At 39.4% G+C, this 19,530-nt stretch carries 23 protein-coding genes and 1 pseudogene; 17 read left to right on the top strand and 7 right to left on the bottom strand.

What is annotated here, in order from left to right; translation table 11 throughout:
• The first annotated feature begins 34 nt into the window (after positions 1–34).
• Together ACKTT2_RS46175 and ACKTT2_RS46170 are read left to right on the top strand one after the other, a co-directional pair.
• Entirely contained in the window at positions 35–400 is a 366-nt protein-coding gene (locus ACKTT2_RS46175) for a hypothetical protein (protein ID WP_407899417.1), read from the top strand.
• Positions 401–431: 31 nt separating this feature from the next.
• Positions 432–1,421, top strand: coding sequence for a GUN4 domain-containing protein (locus tag ACKTT2_RS46170; protein WP_407899415.1), 990 nt, complete (start codon positions 432–434; stop codon positions 1,419–1,421).
• Positions 1,422–1,761: 340 nt separating this feature from the next.
• Here ACKTT2_RS46170 and ACKTT2_RS46165 read toward each other — a convergent pair whose 3' ends face one another.
• Positions 1,762–1,995: a type II toxin-antitoxin system Phd/YefM family antitoxin gene (locus ACKTT2_RS46165; protein ID WP_407899413.1), complete on the bottom strand. Its 234-nt coding sequence runs from the start codon at positions 1,993–1,995 to the stop codon at positions 1,762–1,764.
• 340 nt (positions 1,996–2,335) lie between these two features.
• On the opposite strand from ACKTT2_RS46165, the gene ACKTT2_RS46160 reads away from it, so the two are divergent.
• Both ACKTT2_RS46160 and ACKTT2_RS46155 read left to right on the top strand, forming a co-directional pair.
• Entirely contained in the window at positions 2,336–3,139 is an 804-nt protein-coding gene (locus ACKTT2_RS46160) for an isopentenyl phosphate kinase (RefSeq protein ID WP_407899411.1), read from the top strand.
• 225 nt (positions 3,140–3,364) lie between these two features.
• On the top strand, positions 3,365–3,529 hold the full coding sequence (locus ACKTT2_RS46155) for a hypothetical protein (protein ID WP_407899409.1): 165 nt from the start codon (positions 3,365–3,367) through the stop codon (positions 3,527–3,529).
• A gap of 165 nt (positions 3,530–3,694) precedes the next feature.
• Here the strand turns inward: ACKTT2_RS46155 and ACKTT2_RS46150 are convergent, their stop codons facing one another.
• Complete coding sequence (locus tag ACKTT2_RS46150; RefSeq protein WP_407899407.1) at positions 3,695–5,032, bottom strand: molybdopterin molybdotransferase MoeA; 1,338 nt, start codon at positions 5,030–5,032, stop codon at positions 3,695–3,697.
• Between the two features lie 176 nt (positions 5,033–5,208).
• Here ACKTT2_RS46150 and ACKTT2_RS46145 point away from each other — a divergent pair, with 176 nt between their 5' ends.
• The 11 genes and pseudogenes from ACKTT2_RS46145 (at position 5,209) to ACKTT2_RS46095 (ending at position 13,262) form a co-directional block, all read left to right on the top strand.
• On the top strand, positions 5,209–6,582 hold the full coding sequence (locus tag ACKTT2_RS46145) for a sensor histidine kinase (RefSeq protein ID WP_407899405.1): 1,374 nt from the start codon (positions 5,209–5,211) through the stop codon (positions 6,580–6,582).
• A 32-nt stretch (positions 6,583–6,614) separates the two neighbouring features.
• A complete protein-coding gene (locus ACKTT2_RS46140; protein WP_407899403.1) occupies positions 6,615–7,061 on the top strand; it encodes a response regulator in 447 nt (148 codons plus the stop codon).
• Between the two features lie 10 nt (positions 7,062–7,071).
• Positions 7,072–8,625, top strand: a complete 1,554-nt coding sequence (locus ACKTT2_RS46135; RefSeq protein WP_407899400.1) for a sensor histidine kinase — start codon at positions 7,072–7,074, stop codon at positions 8,623–8,625.
• Between the two features lie 194 nt (positions 8,626–8,819).
• The gene (locus ACKTT2_RS46130) at positions 8,820–9,365 is read left to right on the top strand and encodes an RDD family protein (RefSeq protein WP_407899398.1); all 546 of its coding nucleotides are present in this window, start codon (positions 8,820–8,822) and stop codon (positions 9,363–9,365) included.
• Positions 9,366–9,409: 44 nt separating this feature from the next.
• Complete coding sequence (rpmG, locus tag ACKTT2_RS46125; RefSeq protein ID WP_407899396.1) at positions 9,410–9,625, top strand: 50S ribosomal protein L33; 216 nt, start codon at positions 9,410–9,412, stop codon at positions 9,623–9,625.
• Positions 9,589–9,711 (top strand): annotated as a pseudogene (rpsR, locus tag ACKTT2_RS46120) (30S ribosomal protein S18); the annotation flags it as partial. The gene rpmG and the pseudogene rpsR, both read left to right, overlap by 37 nt.
• 426 nt (positions 9,712–10,137) lie before the next feature.
• Positions 10,138–12,186 (top strand): ribonuclease catalytic domain-containing protein, encoded by a 2,049-nt coding sequence (locus ACKTT2_RS46115; protein WP_407899394.1) that lies wholly within the window; start codon positions 10,138–10,140, stop codon positions 12,184–12,186.
• 2 nt (positions 12,187–12,188) lie between these two features.
• On the top strand, positions 12,189–12,365 hold the full coding sequence (locus ACKTT2_RS46110; protein ID WP_407899391.1) for a DUF6888 family protein: 177 nt from the start codon (positions 12,189–12,191) through the stop codon (positions 12,363–12,365).
• Entirely contained in the window at positions 12,362–12,631 is a 270-nt protein-coding gene (locus ACKTT2_RS46105; RefSeq protein WP_407899389.1) for a DUF6887 family protein, read from the top strand. Before ACKTT2_RS46110 ends, ACKTT2_RS46105 begins: the two co-directional genes overlap by 4 nt.
• Positions 12,628–12,879, top strand: a complete 252-nt coding sequence (locus ACKTT2_RS46100) for a type II toxin-antitoxin system RelE family toxin (RefSeq protein WP_407899387.1) — start codon at positions 12,628–12,630, stop codon at positions 12,877–12,879. The genes ACKTT2_RS46105 and ACKTT2_RS46100 overlap by 4 nt, the downstream gene beginning before the upstream one ends.
• Before the next feature lie 53 nt (positions 12,880–12,932).
• Positions 12,933–13,262 (top strand): hypothetical protein, encoded by a 330-nt coding sequence (locus ACKTT2_RS46095; protein ID WP_407899385.1) that lies wholly within the window; start codon positions 12,933–12,935, stop codon positions 13,260–13,262.
• 188 nt (positions 13,263–13,450) lie between these two features.
• Here ACKTT2_RS46095 and ACKTT2_RS46090 read toward each other — a convergent pair whose 3' ends face one another.
• Positions 13,451–14,251 carry a TolB family protein gene (locus ACKTT2_RS46090; protein ID WP_407899383.1) on the bottom strand — a complete coding sequence of 267 codons (801 nt, stop codon included), beginning with the start codon at positions 14,249–14,251 and terminating at the stop codon, positions 13,451–13,453.
• Positions 14,252–14,600: 349 nt separating this feature from the next.
• Positions 14,601–14,846, bottom strand: coding sequence for a helix-turn-helix domain-containing protein (locus ACKTT2_RS46085; RefSeq protein ID WP_407899381.1), 246 nt, complete (start codon positions 14,844–14,846; stop codon positions 14,601–14,603).
• An 83-nt stretch (positions 14,847–14,929) separates the two neighbouring features.
• Between ACKTT2_RS46085 and ACKTT2_RS46080 the strand changes: the two genes are divergently transcribed.
• Entirely contained in the window at positions 14,930–16,027 is a 1,098-nt protein-coding gene (locus tag ACKTT2_RS46080; RefSeq protein WP_407899378.1) for a DNA methyltransferase, read from the top strand.
• On the opposite strand, the gene ACKTT2_RS46075 is transcribed toward ACKTT2_RS46080, so the two are convergent.
• Entirely contained in the window at positions 15,990–16,907 is a 918-nt protein-coding gene (locus ACKTT2_RS46075; RefSeq protein WP_407899376.1) for a hypothetical protein, read from the bottom strand. The genes ACKTT2_RS46080 and ACKTT2_RS46075 overlap by 38 nt on opposite strands.
• A 454-nt stretch (positions 16,908–17,361) precedes the next feature.
• On the opposite strand from ACKTT2_RS46075, the gene ACKTT2_RS46070 reads away from it, so the two are divergent.
• Positions 17,362–18,177 carry a carbon-nitrogen hydrolase family protein gene (locus ACKTT2_RS46070; RefSeq protein WP_407899374.1) on the top strand — a complete coding sequence of 272 codons (816 nt, stop codon included), beginning with the start codon at positions 17,362–17,364 and terminating at the stop codon, positions 18,175–18,177.
• Positions 18,178–18,306: 129 nt separating this feature from the next.
• On the opposite strand, the gene ACKTT2_RS46065 is transcribed toward ACKTT2_RS46070, so the two are convergent.
• Positions 18,307–18,876, bottom strand: coding sequence for a Uma2 family endonuclease (locus tag ACKTT2_RS46065; RefSeq protein ID WP_407899372.1), 570 nt, complete (start codon positions 18,874–18,876; stop codon positions 18,307–18,309).
• 58 nt (positions 18,877–18,934) lie between these two features.
• Complete coding sequence (locus ACKTT2_RS46060) at positions 18,935–19,246, bottom strand: type II toxin-antitoxin system Phd/YefM family antitoxin (RefSeq protein WP_407899370.1); 312 nt, start codon at positions 19,244–19,246, stop codon at positions 18,935–18,937.
• Between the last annotated feature and the right edge of the window lie 284 nt (positions 19,247–19,530).

Below are 19,530 nucleotides of genomic sequence, written 5' to 3'. Positions count from 1 at the left end.
TTCAGAGAATTAAACAAATAATCTTCTAACCGGCTTGTGCCAAAGCGCTCGCATACCCAGTTTTGGCTTTCTGGATAAAAACGGGTATCTCTATTTTGTCAGCCGCAACACCCACGCTACTTCTCAAAACCAAATATATACCAGCAAAGCTGTGTCTGCTCGGTTTATTCAAGAGCAGTGTATGAACCTCAGCCCATCAAAGCGACAAGTGTTGATTCTTGACTGTTGCTTTAGCGGCGCATTTGTAGAGCGTATGGAAGCAAAACAAGCAATTCCAATTATCGACGATAAGATTCAAGCTCAATTAGGTGGTGAAGGTAGAGTTGTGTTAACCTCATCGACAGTCTTACGAAGATCGCGAAGGAGGATTTTATACCCGTTATCTAATCGAGGGAATTGAAAAGGGCGCGGCTGATGCTGATAACGATGGCATGATTTCAGTCGCTGAACTGCATGAGTATGCCAAGCGTAAGGTACAAGAAGCACAACCTGCAATGAAGCCGGAAATCTTTGCAGTTCGGGAAGGATATACCATCCACTTAGCCAAAGCTCCTTTAGGTGACCCAAGATTAGAATACCGCAAGGAGGTCGAGCAATGTGTCAAGAATGGTGGCTTCTTGGTACAAAAGAATTGCTTCAGGTATCTTGCTTATGCGGTTCTAAATGAGAAGCAAAACGAATTAGGAATAAAACCTGAAGAGGCTAAAGGTATAGAAGAAGAAGTTCTTCAACCATTTCGTAAGTATCAAAAAAGTTTAGGAAAATATGAAGAAGTTTTGGTAAAGGCATTACAAGAGGAAAATGTTCTTAGTAATGTTAGCGGTAGGCGATTTTTGAAACGATTACAGCAGATTCTGAAACTTCAAGATGAAGACGTTACACCAATACACGAACGCTTGATACCATCGCAACAACCAATTTCATCCACACCTCAACCAACCTTACCCCCTACAAAAGCTATTACAACAGAGGAAGATGACCTGAAATCTGAAAAAGGGTTAGACTATACAAAATTGCAAAACCTGTTGGTAGCAGGAAAGTGGGAAGAAGCTAACCAAGAGACTTATTTGGTGATGCTTCAAGCTATAGGTCGTCAAGAAGGCGATTGGATTAGAGAAAGAGAAATTTTAAACTTTCCCTGCACAGATCTTTGCACTATAAACCAATTATGGGTAAAATACAGCAATGGACACTTTGGATTCAGCATTCAGAAGCGAATTTATCTTGATGTTGGTGGAATGCCAGACGGAAAGTATTCGATGTTAATCTATAGTAAGTATTGCGATCGCGTGGGATGGAAAGTAAACGGAAAGTGGATCGATCAAATCATTTTTGATACCTCAGCCCCTGTGGGACACCTCCCCCGATGTCGGAGCGAGCATCGGTTTCTCGCATCAAGACTTGTAAAGTGTAACATTTAAGCGTTTCAGAATTTTGTAAATATTTATTTCAACCCTACTTCCCACGATATAATTAGCTTTTCTAATTTGCCCGCACAAATTTTTCTGCTACCTCATGTACTTCAGTACTCTCTGTTACCTTCTGGTTATCCCACGGCAAACTCATCTGTCCGGGTGATTTCTTTGTTTTCCTTTTTTTAAACTCACTCCTGCTAACAAACGGCTACTCCAAAAGTTTCTTTTCTCTGGCTTCGCTTGTGGTCGGTATTTTTGGCAAAAGCCTCGGTACTTAGCAGCGCACTCTTCCAAAGTTCGCCCTAACTGTAAAAATGCAGGATGCCATTGGGTGATACCATCATCACTAAACTACATCACATTCTTCTATAGGAGTTGCTAATCCTTCTTTTATAGATTCTCGCATTCCAGGAACAGATAATAAGTAAAGAGTTTCCTGAATAGCAGACCAGTCTTTTTCGGCAAGCAGAATTGCATTACCACGCTCACCCTGAATAATAACGGGTTTACCCTGCTCTGAAACTTGGTCGATTAGCTTTTGTAAATTATTTTGAACATCCTTGACGGGAAGCAAAGACATCGTGCTTTTTTTAACTCACGGTAATTTTACTCTAGCATATCTATGAACTAGAGATTTTTGTCGAGTTCATTATTGATAACTTTTCATACATTTTCCATAAATATTCGCTGAAGGAATACTAAGGAACTTCTAAATAAAAAAATATTCAACTTTCTCTTATGGTGCGGGCTTCTAGCCTGCTACTAGTATAGGACGGGCGGGGACGCCCGTACCACATACCACAAGATTGGGTAATTTATTGCTTGGAAATCCCTAAGCGCAAGTTTACAGAGAAGGATTTGTACAGTTTTTGTGGTAGTCTCTATCAAGCTGAGTATTCCGCTTTTACCAAAATTTCATTATGGAGCTAGCATTAATAAAGCTAGGAGGGTCTCTCATTACAGATAAGGATAAACCTTACACTGCTCGACCCGAAGTGATGCAACGATTGGCTAGAGAAATAAATTCTATACGGAATCAAAATCCTAATCTCAAATTAATTATTGGCAATGGAGCCGGTTCTTTTGGTCATCAATCGGCTAAGAAGTACAACACTATTGATGGTTTTGTCTCTCCTTATGAAAAAGTAGGATTTTGCTTGGTACACCAAGATGTTTTAGACCTCAATCTGCTACTAGCTAAGATTTTATTGCAAGCAGGTTTACCAGTGGTTAGCTTACCTCCTCTCACAATGGCAGTCACTAAGAATAAAAAACTACTAGAAAGCAACTTTGTTTCTATAGAAAATAGTCTAGCCGCTGATTTGATTTCTTTAGTTTTTGGTGATGTTGTTCTGGATAAGGCTATCGGCGGTACTATCCTCTCTACAGATACTTTGTTAGCAGAATTAGCTAAATATTTTTTCCTGCAAAATCAATACAAAATTGTTTTAATAAATGCTGGAGACTATCCAGGAGTCCGCGATCGCAATGGAGAAGTCATTTCTCTTATTACCAAAAGTAACTATTCTGAAGTCGAAGCAGCTTTAGGTTTAAGCCATTCAGTAGATGTCACTGGTGGAATGAAAAAGAAAGTAGAGGAGTTTTTAGCTATTTCGAGTCTGGGGATCGATTGCTGGATTATTGACGGAAATATTCCAGACAATTTAGTTCAAGCTGTTTTAGGAAAACCGACTTCAGGCACTCTTATTCGAGCATTATCATGAGTGGGAGGAAATTTCTGCTTCTCTTTCTTTGGTTTTCTTTACTTTTGGTAGCGCTCAAAAACATAAGTTAATGGAGTAGCTACAGTAGCGATCGCACGAACAACATCACGACTCATCATTTTTTACAAAATTGATACAAAGTGATTTGTCATTAAGCAAATAAATGTGATTTGTTATAAGTTATGATAGAATTGTAAAAATTTAGAAGTAAAACTATTAAAAAATATGACTAATCAAATAACTATTACTTTGCCAGATGAAGTTTACAAACGAGCCGAACATTTCGCACGACTTGCCAACCGGGATATAGCTAGTATCTTAGCTGATACCATACAATTTGGAATTCCATCCATTAGTACGGTAGCAGCAGCTTTTGAACCTACAACTTAACAATACTTATGCATTAACTGTTAGGCAAGTATGGGTTTCAGCTGGTTGGCATCCACCCCAAGATGATTTAAACTAATTATCATAGACAACCCTTATCTTTTTGCTGAAATAATCCCATCAATTTGCATTTGTTGTGTGGTGGGCAATGCCCACCCTACGTGCTGATTACTGAATCAAAACTTGAACCTCTTCACCTCTAGCAACGAGTGTTTGCCTCACTGGCAATACAGCTAGACTATTTGTTTGAGCTAAATTAATCAGATTTCCAGAATTTTGAACGCCGCTTGCTGGATAAAAGTGATAAATTCCATCACTCAAACGCATTTGACCCCAAATGTAAGTTTCACGTTTGCCATCGGAACGTAATTCTTGAGATGCACGCGCCTTGATAAACTTTGGTTCCCAACCTTCAGCTATTCCAGAAAGCTTTTTAATGGCGGGTTGTACAAATCGCCAAAATGTCACTAAGACGGCGGCGGGATTTCCCGGTAAGCCAAAGTATATTGGGGAACTCGGGGCCCCCTCTGGGGATAAGGGGCAATGGGGATTAGGGATTGGGGAGCCAGCCGCGTGCGGGGGTTCCCCCCCTTGAGCGGACTGGCGTGATTGGGAAGGAGAAGAGGGGGGGAAAATGGCGACTGTGAGGGGTTTACCGGGTTTCATGGCTACAGAACGAATGTGTATTTTTCCCCCTAAAGACTCTAATATTTGTTCCACATAGTCGTAGTCTCCTACGGAAACACCTCCAGATGAGATAATGATATCGGCTTGAGTCAGAGCGTGGGCGATCGCTTTCTCAAGGGCTGTTGGCTCATCTCTGACAATGCCTAACATAATTGGTTCAGCACCCATCTGTTGAACCAAGGCTGCTATGGCATATTGATTTGAATCTACAATTTGACCTGCTTGCAATGGTGTTTCGGGTGTCACAAGTTCATCACCCGTAGATAAAATTGCTACACGAGGACGGCGGAAAACTTTTAATTTCGTGCATTGAACAGCCGCTAACACTGCAATTTCTTGAGCGTTTAACACAATTCCTGTTGGTAGTAATTGCGACCCAGCTTTATAGTAAGATGCTTGCTGCCTCACAAATTCTTTCGGTTTTGGGGTTGCAAAAATAAAAACTTGGTTTTCCTCGCGGCGAGTTCGTTCCTGCATCACAACTGTATCTGCCCCAACAGGCATAACAGCCCCCGTCAAAATCCGTGCAGCTTTCCCCGATTGAACGATAGACTTAGGCTGAACTCCGGCAGGAATTTCTTCGATAATCTCTAATACCACTGGTTTTTCTGCGTTACAGTTCCGCACATCTTCGTATCTCACAGCGTATCCATCCATTGCCGAGTTATCCCAATGAGGAAAATCTAGTTGACTCGTGACTGGAGACGCCAGAATGCGACCATTTGCTGCGAATAAATCTATAACTTCCGTATTTATAAAGCTATCTAAGGGTTGCACCAACTGTAGAATAGTAGCTTCTGCATCGCTAACTGAAAGCATGGCATCACCTCGGACTCTGTACCGTTTGATTTTATGTCAGCACCCCGTACTAAAGTGATGGGGCTTCATGCCTCCAAATTTTAATGAGAAGAAAACATGACTTGTTGAGGCACTACCAAGGTAAATCAGTCAACATTCGGAGGATTATAAGTTTTTTTTATACATGGTGATTCAAGATGGAAGGAGCGTCTGAAAGAATTTTTACAGGAGGATTTACCCTAGTATTACAGTTATTTAGTGGAGTCAGTAAATCCTCTGAGATTCTTATTGAATGTTTATTAGGTTTGAGTCTTCTACTTGGGATATATTTTCTAATCAAAAGGCAAATTTCTGAACGGGACACCGTATTAGAGGAACGCAAACTAGCAGAACTAGAATTGCGAAAACTAGCTCAAATGGTGGATTTTGCCAATGATACCATCGTAGTCCGCGACCTTAGCGATCAGATAATTTATTGGAATCAAGGAGCAGAACGACTGTACGGGTGGACGAAACCAGAAGTCTTGGGAAAGCACATCCATACATTTTTAAACACAGTTTTCCCCAATCAATTAGAAGAAATCAGAACTGAGTTTTGTCAAAAGGGGTATTGGGAGGGCGAATTAATACATACCATACGAGATGGCAAGAAAATTATAGTTGCGAGTCGGTGGACGTTACAAAGAGATGAAAATCATCAACCCATCGCGATTCTTGAAATTAACAACAATATTACCGATCGCAAGTTGGCTGAGGAAGCCCTGAAAAACGCTAAAGAAGAGTTAGAACTTCGGGTTCAAGAACGGACACAAGCACTGACTGCGGAAATCGCCGAACGGAAAGAAACCGAAAAAAAATTAGAACAAACGATGGAGCATCTGAAACGTTCCAATCAGGAACTAGAGAGATTTGCCTTTGTCGCTGCACACGATCTGCAAGAACCTTTACGTGCAATTACTGGTTACACCCAACTTTTAACACAAGAATATCCAGAGCATCTTGACTCGTCTATTCGAGAATATATGGGTTATATTGTGGAAGGCTCGACAAGGATGCAGCATTTGGTTCGCGATTTGCTGATTTATTACCGGGTTGGTTCTGTTACCAGATCCTTCGTTCCCACTGACTGCAATGCTATAGTGCAGCAGGTTGTCGATCGCCTACAACCTTCTATAACTGAAAGTAAAGCGATTGTGATTTATGAAAATTTACCAACTGTGAGTGCCGATAAAACTTTATTCCTACAATTATTTCAAAATTTAATTGACAATGCGATTAAATTTCGAGCGTCGGAAATACCAAGAGTTCGCGTAACAGCAGAATTTACAAAAAATCATGAATGGTTATTTTGTGTAAGTGATAATGGGATTGGGATAAAACAAAGGTATTTGGAGCGGATTTTTGAAATTTTCAAACGACTCCATACCCATAAAAAGTTTCCCGGTACTGGCATTGGTTTAGCTATTTGTAAAAAAATAGTAGAACATCACGGAGGGCAGATTTGGGTAGAATCTGAGATAGGAGTGGGAACAAAGTTTTACTTTACAATTCCTCCATCAGATGCATCCTAAGAACGAAAATACGGATAGATAATTAAGTACTTATGAGCGATCGTCAGAACTTGCAACCCGTTGAGATTTTGCTCGTTGAGGACTCGTATAGTGATGCTAATCTCACTATCAAAAGTTTAGGTAAAGCTAATATCGCCAATAATTTACACTGGGTAGAGGACGGCGAGACGGCAATTGAGTATTTACGACATCAAGGCGAGTATACCACAGCTACACGTCCAGATTTGATTTTACTCGACCTAAATCTTCCAGGATTAGATGGGCGGGAAGTTCTTGCGGAAATTAAAGCCGATCCCGATCTCAAACGTATCCCTGTTGTGGTTCTTACAACAAGTGCAGATGAACAAGATGTACTTAGGTCTTACGATCTAAATGCTAATTGCTACATCACTAAACCTGTTGATATTCACCAGTTCCTACAAATCGTGCATTTGATTAATGACTTTTGGCTAGCAGCAGTTAAATTACCACCTAAATAAGCTTATTCTTATGAACGATACTTCAATTAGGATTCTTTTAGTAGAAGATAGCCCTAGCGACGCCAAACTGTTACAGCAAACTCTATCGCGTTTGGGTGGAGAAAGATGGCGAGTCAGCCACTTTGAGCGATTGGGTGATGCGATTGATGCTTGTAGCAACAAAGGTTTTGACATCGCTTTGTTAGACCTCTCGCTACCCGATTCTGAAGGTGTGAATACTGTTGCTGAATTTCATGCAGCCGCCCCAGATATCCCGATTGTAGTACTGACTGGTTTTGATAATGAAGAAATCGCCTTACAATCTGTGGCAAAAAGAGCACAGGATTATCTTGTAAAGGGACAAATTACTCCCCAACTTTTAGGGCGTGCCATCCGCTATGCTATTGAGCGAGGACAAGTTCTCAAAAAAATGGAGGAAAGCGAGCGTCGCTTTCGAGGTATTTTTGAACAAACATTTCAGTTAATGGGATTATTGTCTCCTGAAGGTATTATCTTAGAAATTAACAAAACAACTCTCGACATCTGTGGTGTTGAATTAGAAGCTTGCGTAGGTAAGCCTTTTTGGGAACTCCCGCGTTGGAATTGCTGCGAAGCAAGGGAATGGTTAAAAACTGCTGTTGCTAAAGCTGCTGATGGAGAGTTTGTTCGTCAAGAACAGCAAGTTTGTGGTAAGGACGATACGGAAGTATGGATGGATTTCTCCCTCAAACCGTTGAAAGATAATACGGAGAAAGTGGTATTGTTGATTGTCGAAGGTCGCGATATTAGCGATCGCAAACGTGCTGAAGCAGAAATTAGGAACGCTTGGGAAACAGAACGGGAACTCAACGACCTGAAATCTAAATTTGTGTCGATGGTTTCTCATGAATTTCGCAATCCTATGACCGTTATTCGGACTGCAGTTGAAATTCTAGAAACCTATAATAATGAATTAAGCGAGCGGCAAAAAGGGAAATACTTTGGGCAAATTCAAAGTGCTCTTCGCCAAATGTTGCAACTCTTAGATGAAGTTTTGTTACTTGGTAGAAGTGATGCCGGAAAATTAGAATACGAGCCTACTACTCTAGATTTAGAGACCTTCTGTAACGAACTCGTACAAACTTTACAACAGAGTGCAGGAGAAAATTACCAAATTAACTTTAGCATTCAAGGAGAACAACCTTCAGTAGAAATGGACGAAAGTCTACTGCGTCATATCCTGACGAACCTACTGTCTAATGCTATAAAATATTCTCCTCAAGGTGGTGCTATTCAATTTGAATTAGCTTACCAAGAGAATAATGCTAATTTCCGCATCCAAGATTCAGGAATTGGAATTCCATTAAAAGACCAACAACGATTATTTGAAACTTTCCATCGCGCTAGTAATGTTGGTCGAATTCAAGGAACGGGATTGGGGCTTTCGATTGTGAAAAAATGTGTGGATTTACATCAAGGTCAGATTCGGTTAGAGAGCGAAGTAGGCGTTGGAACAACGTTTACAGTCACGTTACCATTAAATCCTAACAACACTCTGTCTTTAGAATTGACCGACGCTCCTTGGAACTCTCAAAAATTGGCTTGAAAATGGGGATTGGGGAACTCGGGGCCCCCTCCTTGTTGAGGGGCAATGGGGATTGGCGATTGGGAACTGGGGACTGGGAAAGAAACATTTTCATCAAGAGCGTTGTGGACTGTTGTCTATAGGTGTCTATTAAGATAAAGATGAGGCAGTTGCGATGAAAAAATTTTCACTTTAAATTCACACACCTATAATGTATGTCTATTGAGCGAGTTCCCCCCAAGCACTTTCCCAAAGTTGAGTTTGGACGACGAGCAATGGCAAGCGGAGTTGATTTCCTCATTGTCTGGGTAGTTAGTTCTTTGTTGGGTGGTTCTCAACTCGGCATTCAAATTGTTCAAATACTTGTCTTTATTGTTGGTTGGGCAATTTTACGTGTTATCGTACCCTACAACAATCAAGGGCAAAGTTTGGGGCGCTATGCCTTTGATATTAAGGTGCTAGATGTGGAAAGCGCTCGGATTCCCGATTTACAAACATTTTTGCGGCGAGAAGGGATATTGTGTTTGAGTGCGCTATTGGTTTCTATTACCCTCAGTAACATCATTCGCAATCCTACTGCTATACTTCTGTTGATTCCCTTGGCTATCGATTGCGGTGCGGCTTTCTCCGATCCCCAGTTTCGCCAAACTTTGCACGATCGCTTTGCCAAGACTATGGTGATTTCGTCACGTCGTGGCTATTCCCTCGATCTAAAAGTTAAGCAAATACTTGATAAAGTGCAACGGAATATGAGACAATAGATATTTGTGTTAATTCTCAACCAGCTGTATTTTTTGATAAGCTTATGGCTAAGAGTAAAGGTGTCCGCATAGTAGTGACACTAGAATGTACTGAGTGTCGTACAAATCCAGAAAAACGCTCTCCTGGTGTTTCTCGTTATACCAGTACGAAAAACCGTCGCAATACAACCAACAGGCTAGAACTGAAAAAGTTCTGTACCCACTGTAACAAACACACTGTTCACAAGGAAAGATACTTCCACGTCGGATTACAGGGCTGACAGCACAGCAACAAAGAGAGTTAACACTAGCGATAAAACGCTCCCGGATTTTGGCTCTGTTACCGTTTATTAACGCGGAAGGCTAATCAGTGACCAGTGACCAGTGACCAGTGTAATGATTGGGAATTGTATTCCCAGTCTCAAGTCCCCAGTCCCTAGTCCCTATTTTCAGATAGTATGACCGGAAAGCTCGGTTCGGTTAGCTCGAAATCTGAAGTCTTGGCGAAAAAATGTAAAATTAAAGCCAAAAATACTAATGTTCATTTGGAATTTGATACCATAGGTGTTCAATCCAAAATCCAAAATCTAAAATGGAATTTGATACCATAGGTGTTCAATCCAAAATCCAAAATCTAAAATGGAATTTGATACCATAGGTATTCAATTCAAAATTTAGAATCGGATCTGATACCAGTAGGTATCTAATCTAAAATCACGCCACTTGCTTCAAGCCGGGGAACCAGTCCAACGCAGTGGCTCCAAAATCTAAAATCTAAAATATTGCGAGGCTTGTGGAGAAGGGGACGCTGGTTGAATTTAGAGTAGGTAGCGATCGCCGTTTGGGTGTAGTAGACCGTCCAGACGGAAAAGCTCGTTGGTTTGTAGTGGATGAACGCGGTCAATCCCACAGTCTCGCACCTCGGCAAATTACCTATACAGTAAGCGGACAAACCTACAAGCCATCGCAAATTCCCGAATTTTTGGAGGAAGTTAAGCCCTATTTAGATCCATCGAGCTTGGAAGTTGCATGGGAACTCCTTGTGGAAACAGGGGAAACCGCAACTCCAGCAGAAATGGCTAATTTACTATTTTCCTCTTCAGAAGCGTATCATTGTTACGCTGCTTATTACTTGTTGTCAGATGATAAGATATACTTCAAGCAAAAAGGGGATGCTTACGAGCCGCGAACATCCGCAGCCGTGGCAGAGCGCAAGCACCAACTCGAAGTAGAAGCGCTCAAAGCCAAGGGGCAGCAAGAATTTCTGACGCGAGTAGAGGAGGCACTCAAAGGAGAATTGGTGGAGTGGCAACGTCACGATCGCCACAGGCTAGAAGCTCTAGAAAAGTATGCCTCACTCCTAGCAGATATTGTACGTGTGGGTTTAAGTTATGACACTCTGGCTCGCGCTTATCCACCACCCCAACCAGTCCAAGAAACAATGAACTTACTGGGACGCCCTGCAACCCCTCAAGGAGCTTTTCAACTCCTAGTAGACTTGGGTTGGTGGAATGAGCATGAGAACTTATTTCTACGGCGTTCGTCGATACCCATACAATTCCCTACCAAGGTAATAGAAGTGGCGCAACAGCGATTAGACTCACATCTACCAGATCGAGATAATCGTCTGGAACTCACGCATCTTAAGGTGTATACAATTGATGATGAAAGTACGACTGAGATTGATGATGGTGTGAGTTGGGAATCACTCCCCGATGGTAGGGAAAGACTGTGGGTACATATTGCTGACCCCACACGTTGGTTGTCGCCAGAAGACGATCTCGATTTAGAAGCTAGGAAGCGAGGCAGTACCGTATATTTACCGACAGGGATGATACCCATGTTCCCAGAAGTCCTGGCAACAGGACCTATGAGTTTGGTGCAGGGGAAAATTTGTTGCGCCTTGAGTTTTGGGATTATTTTAGATGAAGCAGGCGCTGTAGAAGAATACAGCATTCATCCAAGTCTGATTAAACCAACTTATCGCCTCACTTATGAAGATGTAGATGAAGTGCTACATTTAGGCGTAGAGGCAGAACCAGAAATTGCTGCGATCGCTCAGTGGGCAAATCGGCGCAAAGCTTGGCGGTATGCCCAAGGAGCTATCAGCATCAATATGCCAGAGGCAATGATTAAAGTTAAGGGAAAGGGAGAAGATATCAGCATTGATATCTTAGAAGATTCCCAATCTCGGCAGTTAGTCGCTGAAATGATGATTCTTGCCGGAGAAGTAGCCGCTAAGTACGGTCAAAAACATAACATACCCTTACCCTTTCGCGGTCAACCACAACCAGAATTACCACCAGAGCAAGAACTCGTACAACTCCCCGCCGGATTTGTACGAGCTTGTGCCATGCGACGCTGTATGCCCAAGAGCGAAATGAGCATAACCCCTGTACGTCATGCGGGTTTGGGTTTAGATACATACACTCAGGCGACTTCTCCCATTCGCCGTTACAGCGACTTGCTCACCCACTTTCAACTAAAAGCACATCTGCGAGGTGATGTGCCACCGTTCTCAGCAGAACAACTTAAAGAAGTGATGCTATCTGTATCTACCATCACTCAAGAAGTGACAATGGTTGAGCGGCAAACAAATAGATACTGGGCTTTAGAATATCTGCGCCGCAACACAGATCGAGTTTGGGAAACAGTGGTTTTAATGTGGCTGAGAGAAGACAGTGGTTTAGCACTGATTTTGTTAGAAGAATTAGGTTTGCAGTTACCAATGTTCTTCAAGCGTTCCGTGAAATTAGGCGAAGAAATCTTAGTCAAAGCCGCCCATTCCGATCCGCATAAAGACGTGATTCAGTTCCAAGAAATTATCTATCAGGAAGCTTAATAATGCAACCAACCTTAGAGCAGTTACGAGAATGTTATAGAATATGTAGTGCTCTAACTAATATGTATTTACAAATTCAGTTAGTAAGGTTAGATAAGCGCTCTGAGGAAGTTTATATACTAGCAGGTAAAGAACTAGAGTTTCTAATTCGACCAAACGGTAAAGTGAGAGTGCTATGACAAAGCTAAATTTTTATACAATGAGCAGAGAAGAGTTAAGAGCTTACGTGCTAGAGCATCGGGATGACGAAGAGGCATTTCAAGCATTGATGGATAAATTACAAGAATTACCGGGTGTTGAAATTACCTCAATAGAGCAATTGAGTCAGATTATTGAATCAAAACGTGACAAAGTTGATGTAGAGGATGCTCGTGCAGCCTTAGAAGTAGCAGACGCTATTGGTACAACCCCTCTTGAAGAATTGAAAAGGGAGTTAGGCTTGTGAGTTACGAAGTCAAATTGACATCCACAGCTTTAGAGCAAATCAAAAAACTAGATTCTGAAACTCAACGACGAACAGCAATGAAGTTACAAGAATTAGCAGTGAACCCGCATTTAAGTGAAGCAAAAAATCTCGACAATGCTGACTTTTTATACAAAATTAGCCTAGATGATTACCGCATTGTTTATCAAATAGAGGATGAATTTTCATTAGTTACTATAGTAAAAATCGCTCATTTAAGAGACTATTGATAAGTAAGCTTTACAAGTCAAATAAGAGAGAAAGTAATAGAAATCACTAGCTTATGAGTTGGGTTACTGATGTACTTTTAGTGTTTAATTTAGGTGAACTTTATGATGACCAAGATGAACCACTAGAAGAAGTGTTTCCACTAAACAATATCAACGCTTGGCTTCAAAAGCATCGCAAAGGAACTCTAGACAATCTAAATGAACACGTAAGTAGTGGTGGAAAAGCAATGCAAGCTTGTGTGTATGGCGGTGCATTCAATTTTCTCAAGATTGACGAATTTATTGAAGTTGTGAAATTACAGCCATGGAAAGAACCACAAAACGTTCAATTACTTATTCACGATGAGGAAGACGAACGATTTACCCTATACACTCTTTCTTAGAGTATGATAGATTGTTAAAAAAAACTGTTAATGAAAATTCAAATACTTAGTGATTTACATATCGAATTTCAACCTTTTCACATTCCCGATACTGATGCTGATGTTGTTGTCTGTTGTCCTTGCAGGAGACATTCATTTAAGAGAAAAAGGAGTTAATTGGGTAATAGAGAATATTCCAAACAAGCCAGTTATATATATATTAGGAAATCATGAAAAGCTATTTTTTGACCATTTGGAGATAAAGAAATTTTTGCTGTATACCTGCCATATTGTGGCAGTTCGGTAATAACAGTTTCATTTAATGTGTCTACATCAACAGCAGACAGATAAGCAACTGTTTGTGTATCACATAATTTGAAAGCGTGAAAGAAAACACGTTTGCTATCTTGTGACCATCCAATAGGAACGCTCAGCATTTGTTCGTCTCTCATTTTAGCTAAATTCTTTTGATTTGAACCATCAGAATTCATCACATAAATATTATCTTTGACTCTTAATTTAGAACACCTTATATTATTTTGAGTAATATCATTAGACTGATTGTCTGAAGCAAAACTTCTCGTAAAAGCAATATACTGACCATTGGGTGACCAAAGCGGTAATGAATCACTTGTTTCACTCTTGCTTAAATTTTTAAGATGAGAACCATCTGTATTCATAACATAAATTTGGTTTTTAAAATAAGTAATATTAGCGAGGGATTGAAATGCAATATATTTACCATTAGGCGACCAAACAGGATGATTGCTAAAAACTGTATTGGAAGTTAAGTTTTTTTGATTCGAGCCATCTTTATTCATTGTATAAATTGCTCTATCTCCAGTACTTCTATTACCTTGGCTTACAAAAGCAATCAATCCAGGACACATTCGTTTGGAAAGTTGAATGTTTTGATTTTGATAAGTTTTTTTGTTGTGACAACCTGTAAAAGATAGTAATAAAAAACTCAATAAACCTATTATTTTTATTTCAATGCTCAAAAAACTCATTTAAAACTTCAGATTAGCTAAATTTCCAATACAAGATTATTTAAAATATGAGCGTTCGTCAATCAAAGTCATCTCTATCATCTTATTTTTATAAAAAACTTTAATTACTGTAGATAATTTCTCTGACAATCAAAAGCTTTATATTGTAGACAATGCTCCTTCTACGTATATATCATGGATTAAATAAAATTTTGTTACTCTATTTTTTTGTTGAATTCAGTAAAAATACCGTAATAATTACTCTTCATTAGAGAAACGATATTAAGATATGTAAACACTAAAATTTTAGTAATCTTGTCGAGTTTCTCTTAAATTTGATTTTTTAAATGAGTAATATTGGCAAATTTCATTAAAAAACACGAAGCTGAACCCCGATTCCACTACCATTTTTATAAATAAATTCAACGCCTCCCCTTTCAAGGGCTTCTTTAATAGCTAGCATATTATTTGTTACTGGTACACGAGCTTCACGTTCAAAATCTGCTACTGTCGCTCGTGCAACATTTGCCTTTTTTGACAATTCTTCTTGTGACCATCCTAGTAGTGCTCTAGCAGCTCTACATTGAGCTGGAAAAATGGATAAATTGTCTGACATAATACAAAATGTTTGACAAAATGTATGAAGTTAGTTATTTTATATGATAGTAAAGTATATCCCCTTAATTTGGGAATACACCAATGAGCCAAATAATCAAGGCAAACCAAACACTCAATAATAAATTTCATATCTTAAAAGCACCAAGTACAGTTGGTAGACCTAAATCGATATCTCTAAATACAGAGCCAACATTTACTCTTTGGCAAGACTCTTACCTTTCGTTGCACTTTGGAGATAGCTTAGACTACTACACAACTTGGGAAACTCCCACGGTAATAGTTTCTGATGGCGGGTATGGTATTTTAGGTTTTGAGGGTGATACTTCCGATCATTTTAATCTGCCACAATGGTATGAACCACATATAGAACAGTGGACAAAATATTCTGTTCCTCAAACAACACTTTGGTTTTGGAATTCTGAAATAGGTTGGGCATCTGTTCACCCAATACTAGAAAAGTATGGATGGCATTACGTTAACTGCAATATTTGGAATAAAGGTAAAGGGCATATTGCTGGTAATGTTAATACTCAAAAAATACGTCGCTTCCCAGTAGTTACAGAAGTTTGTGTTCAATATGTACTTAAAGCTCGAATCAATGAAATACCTCTCAAAGAGTGGCTTCTATCTGAATGGAAACGAACTGGGCTACCACTGAAGAAAGCTAATGAAGCTTGTGGAGTAAAAGATGTAGCCACAAGAAAGTATTTTGACCAGGGACATTTATGGTATTTTCCTCCTCCAGAAATGTTTGAAAAAATGTCAAATTATGCGAATCAGTATGGAAATCCTGATGGTCGCCCATACTTTTCAAGAGATAAAAAAACTCCTATGACAAAAGAAGAATGGAAAGCGATGAGATCCAAATTTTATTGCCCTCATGGTATTACCAACGTCTGGGAAAGAAATGCACTTCGGGGTAAAGAAAGAATTACTATTAATTCAAGTAAAGCGGTTCACTTAAATCAAAAGCCTCTAGATTTGACGCTCCAAATTATAGAAGCGTCAAGCGATGTTGATGATGTTGTATGGGAACCTTTTGGTGGTTTATTTACTGCTTCAATTGCTGCAAGAAAATTAAGACGTAAAGCGTTTGCGGCAGAAATTGATTGGACTTACTTTTATTATGGTGTACAAAGAGCTAAAGCAGAATATCATCTGCCCGCTTTTCTTGAATAGCTAATTTTTCCTTAAGAAGAAGCTTCAGTTGCGTTAAATCTTTTTTTCCGATTAACTTTATCCATTGTTTTATGGAAAGCCCGTGTATATCTCGTACCATAATTTGATTTTTAAAAATTTCTATATCAGGATGCACTATTCTATCTATTTTGGCAAAGTTAGTATCTAGACGATATGGAAAGCGATTAATAAGTTGCCGTAATAATTTTTGATATTCCCTCGTGGGTTGATACTTTTTAGCATTTTCTCCCCAAGCTTCTACTATTTTTTCTGCTTCTTCAAATTCAATGGCATTGCCTTGCCATTTATACCCGTTAGTAGTAGTCTGTTGTAAATTTTTAGTACGATTATCAGTGTCTTCTGGCTCTAAAACTAAGTAGTCAGGCGGTTTATGGTAATGTTTGTCTCTTGCTTCCGCTACTGAACGAGCTGATACTATACAAATATCTAAAATATAAGGTTTCCCATATATCAAATGACTTGGTAACCAAGGAAGCAGCACAACATAAGTATTATTATATCGGAAATGATTTTGGCTACCCTTAAAACGAGCCGTTATTTCAGTTACTAAAGGGAACCAAGCTTTAATTTCAAAGCCTGGGATAGGTTCTATTTGTCCTTCAAATATGGTATCTGGAAAACCAGGATCTTGACGTTTCCATTGTCCAAGATGACTAAATTCTTCGTAGTCATTGAGAAATTCAACGATGTTAAATTCAATTAAATTTCCTAAAATAGGAGACAGCTTTGAGATCGCTTTAGCTAGATTAACAGCAGCATCAGAAGATATGGGTTTTGAGAGAGTTAATAAATCAAATTCATGACCAGGCAAATTCCTAAGTTGGTTTATTGCCATGTTTATAATATCTTCTGTTTTCATTAAATTTAGCTAAAAAACACACTGATTCTTCTTAAAATAAATCATTTTATATAAAAAACATCTATTTATAAACGATATTTTTGACAAACAATAGGATCGAAATACTGTACATAATTCTAATCCTTTATAAAAAACCGTCATTACTGTAGGTGGTTACTCTGCCAAATAAAAGCCTAACATAGCTTGCAATGCCTGCTTTACGTATATGCCACGAAGCAAATAAAAATTTGGTTACTCTAGTATTTGTTAAGTTCGGTGAAAATATCGTAATAATTACTCTTTTTAGACAAATGATATTAAGATATGTAAAAAATAAAATTTTAGTAATTTTGTCGAGTTTCTCTTAAACTAAACCTAAGCGCTTCTCTATTAGGATAGATTTTGATATTCTACTGTTCAAGTCAAACAAAGCCTTATCCCTTCTCACACACATCTACTATTTTGTTTTAAATCTATGAAGTCTTATTTAGCCGCCGCTATTCAAATGACCAGCGTGTCTAACTTGGAAAAAAACTTGGCGCAAGCTGAGGAATTAATCGATTTAGCCGTGCGCCAAGGTGCTGAATTAATCGGATTGCCAGAAAATTTTCCTTTTATGGGAGAGGAAAGTGAAAAATTGGCTCAAGCTGATGCGATCGCTCGTGGCTCGGAAACATTTCTTAAAACAATGGCGCAGCGCTATCAGGTGACTCTCTTAGGTGGCGGCTTTCCCGTTCCGGTAGATGATGGCAAGAAAGTTTACAACACTGCTCTACTCATTGCTGCCAACGGTCAAGAACTAGCTCGCTACCACAAAGTCCATTTATTTGATGTTGACGTTCCTGATGGCAATACTTATCGAGAATCCAGTACAGTGATGGCAGGAGAGCAGCTACCTCCCGTTTACTATTCACAGGAACTTGGGAACATCGGGCTTTCCGTTTGTTACGATGTCCGCTTTCCCGAACTTTACCGACATATAGCTTATAAAAACGGAGATGTTTTATTTGTTCCTGCTGCCTTTACAGCTTTTACTGGCAAAGATCATTGGCAAGTCCTTTTACAAGCCCGTGCTATTGAAAACACCTGCTATGTCATTGCTCCAGCCCAAACAGGGCTTAACTATGCTCGCCGTCAAACCCACGGACACGCCATGATTATAGATCCGTGGGGAGTTATTTTAGCAGATGCCGGGGAAAAACCAGGAGTCGCGATCGCCGAAATTAAGCCTTCGCGAATTGAACAAGTGCGCCGTCAAATGCCTAGCTTACAACACCGCATTTTTGTTTAATCTAGGTATTTCCAAGAAATAAATTATCCATCTTGTGGAACGGGCGTCCTCGCCCGTTCTATATTAGTGGCGGGCGGGACGCCCGCACCACAAGAGAAAGTTGAATATTTTTTATTTGTAAGTCCCTTATCATACAAATAAACGTTCAACAGCATAACTAAATCCTGGCAAAAGAGGACTAGTTAAATTATCATCTTTATACAAAGTAGCAGCTAGTTTCAAAATTGCATTTTCTCTACGATAAATTTCCACCTTTTCCCTTTCGCGGTCAAAAATCCAGTATTCATTTACTCCTTGAATTGAGTACAGTTTTAACTTTAACTCTCGGTCGCGTTTTTCCTGTTTTTCTCCTGAAGATAATACTTCAATTACCAATTCTGGCGCACCTGTCAAATGTCCTGCTTCATCCAATAATTCTGTTAATCGTTGATGACTTGCCCAAACTACATCAGGAATTACGTTATCAACATCAGTAAAAATGATACCTGGTGCAAACGCAACCCTTCCCAATCCACTTTGAGTTGACCAGATTTCTAATTGCGTACCTATTTTTACACAGACTTCTTGATGTTTCCAGTGAGCTACTCTCGTCACAAATAATTCTCCGTCAATAATTTCATAACGGTTGCCATCATCTGGAAATAACTCTAGATCGGCAGTTGTCAAACGAATTTTTTCGTTTGTTGTGGTTGTCGTCATACACTCTTACCTCAACTAGTTTCTATGTAAATAAGCATTTTTGTACTAAATATTGGCACTAGCTAGCTACAGCAACATCATCTGTACTATCTTCATTCAACCCAAACTTATTGTATATTTCCTTGACACTTTGAGGCTCGATTATTTCTGCTTTTGTACGTTCTAGTGTAGTCAGCAAACTGGCTGAATTAGCAGGTGAACGAAGTAAATACAAAGTTTTTAATAAGCTGTTAAATTCTGCTTCAGAAATTAAAACAGCATTTTTACCATCTGGTTGGCTAATAACAACAGCTTCTCCTGTCTCTACAATGTGACTGAAAAGCTTTTCTAAGTTTTCATTGGCTTCTTGTAGTGTCACTTTAACTGACATAAAGATTTGACTCCATATATTCTGATTTTATACGCTTTTGGTTGCAAGACTACTCGGTGTTCCCGAAAATTTCGACCTGTAAAGACTAAGCATAACAAGTCTTTATAAAGGTTTTCACGCTTTGCGAATTGCGAATCTCGTTCGGCGTTGCTTTTGGTCGTACAAGCAAGCCATTTGTTTGTAAGTTTTTAAGGTCACCTTGATACTGCTAGCCTGCAAAGTGTACAAAGTATGCTCGCGCTTTGTGTGGAAGCAAAGCTATAATACTTACAGCCAAGGACGTG

Source organism: Scytonema hankhaensis NUACC26 (assembly GCF_045865695.1).
In the GTDB taxonomy this organism is placed as follows: Bacteria; Cyanobacteriota; Cyanobacteriia; order Cyanobacteriales; family Nostocaceae; genus Scytonema.
Note: the sequence above shows the minus strand (reverse complement) of the source record. Positions and strands in the feature narration are given on the sequence as shown.

What these genes read in the sequence shown, in the direction of transcription:
- ACKTT2_RS46170 (WP_407899415.1), top strand. Translation starts at nt 432, where the DNA reads ATGATTTCAGTCGCTGAACTGCATGAGTATGCCAAGCGTAAGGTACAA.
- ACKTT2_RS46165 (WP_407899413.1), bottom strand. Translation starts at nt 1,995, where the DNA reads ATGTCTTTGCTTCCCGTCAAGGATGTTCAAAATAATTTACAAAAGCTA.
- ACKTT2_RS46160 (WP_407899411.1), top strand. Translation starts at nt 2,336, where the DNA reads ATGGAGCTAGCATTAATAAAGCTAGGAGGGTCTCTCATTACAGATAAG.
- ACKTT2_RS46155 (WP_407899409.1), top strand. Translation starts at nt 3,365, where the DNA reads ATGACTAATCAAATAACTATTACTTTGCCAGATGAAGTTTACAAACGA.
- ACKTT2_RS46150 (WP_407899407.1), bottom strand. Translation starts at nt 5,032, where the DNA reads ATGCTTTCAGTTAGCGATGCAGAAGCTACTATTCTACAGTTGGTGCAA.
- ACKTT2_RS46145 (WP_407899405.1), top strand. Translation starts at nt 5,209, where the DNA reads ATGGAAGGAGCGTCTGAAAGAATTTTTACAGGAGGATTTACCCTAGTA.
- ACKTT2_RS46140 (WP_407899403.1), top strand. Translation starts at nt 6,615, where the DNA reads ATGAGCGATCGTCAGAACTTGCAACCCGTTGAGATTTTGCTCGTTGAG.
- ACKTT2_RS46135 (WP_407899400.1), top strand. Translation starts at nt 7,072, where the DNA reads ATGAACGATACTTCAATTAGGATTCTTTTAGTAGAAGATAGCCCTAGC.
- ACKTT2_RS46130 (WP_407899398.1), top strand. Translation starts at nt 8,820, where the DNA reads ATGTCTATTGAGCGAGTTCCCCCCAAGCACTTTCCCAAAGTTGAGTTT.
- rpmG (WP_407899396.1), top strand. Translation starts at nt 9,410, where the DNA reads ATGGCTAAGAGTAAAGGTGTCCGCATAGTAGTGACACTAGAATGTACT.
- ACKTT2_RS46110 (WP_407899391.1), top strand. Translation starts at nt 12,189, where the DNA reads ATGCAACCAACCTTAGAGCAGTTACGAGAATGTTATAGAATATGTAGT.
- ACKTT2_RS46105 (WP_407899389.1), top strand. Translation starts at nt 12,362, where the DNA reads ATGACAAAGCTAAATTTTTATACAATGAGCAGAGAAGAGTTAAGAGCT.
- ACKTT2_RS46095 (WP_407899385.1), top strand. Translation starts at nt 12,933, where the DNA reads ATGAGTTGGGTTACTGATGTACTTTTAGTGTTTAATTTAGGTGAACTT.
- ACKTT2_RS46090 (WP_407899383.1), bottom strand. Translation starts at nt 14,251, where the DNA reads ATGAGTTTTTTGAGCATTGAAATAAAAATAATAGGTTTATTGAGTTTT.
- ACKTT2_RS46085 (WP_407899381.1), bottom strand. Translation starts at nt 14,846, where the DNA reads ATGTCAGACAATTTATCCATTTTTCCAGCTCAATGTAGAGCTGCTAGA.
- ACKTT2_RS46080 (WP_407899378.1), top strand. Translation starts at nt 14,930, where the DNA reads ATGAGCCAAATAATCAAGGCAAACCAAACACTCAATAATAAATTTCAT.
- ACKTT2_RS46075 (WP_407899376.1), bottom strand. Translation starts at nt 16,907, where the DNA reads ATGAAAACAGAAGATATTATAAACATGGCAATAAACCAACTTAGGAAT.
- ACKTT2_RS46070 (WP_407899374.1), top strand. Translation starts at nt 17,362, where the DNA reads ATGAAGTCTTATTTAGCCGCCGCTATTCAAATGACCAGCGTGTCTAAC.
- ACKTT2_RS46065 (WP_407899372.1), bottom strand. Translation starts at nt 18,876, where the DNA reads ATGACGACAACCACAACAAACGAAAAAATTCGTTTGACAACTGCCGAT.
- ACKTT2_RS46060 (WP_407899370.1), bottom strand. Translation starts at nt 19,246, where the DNA reads ATGTCAGTTAAAGTGACACTACAAGAAGCCAATGAAAACTTAGAAAAG.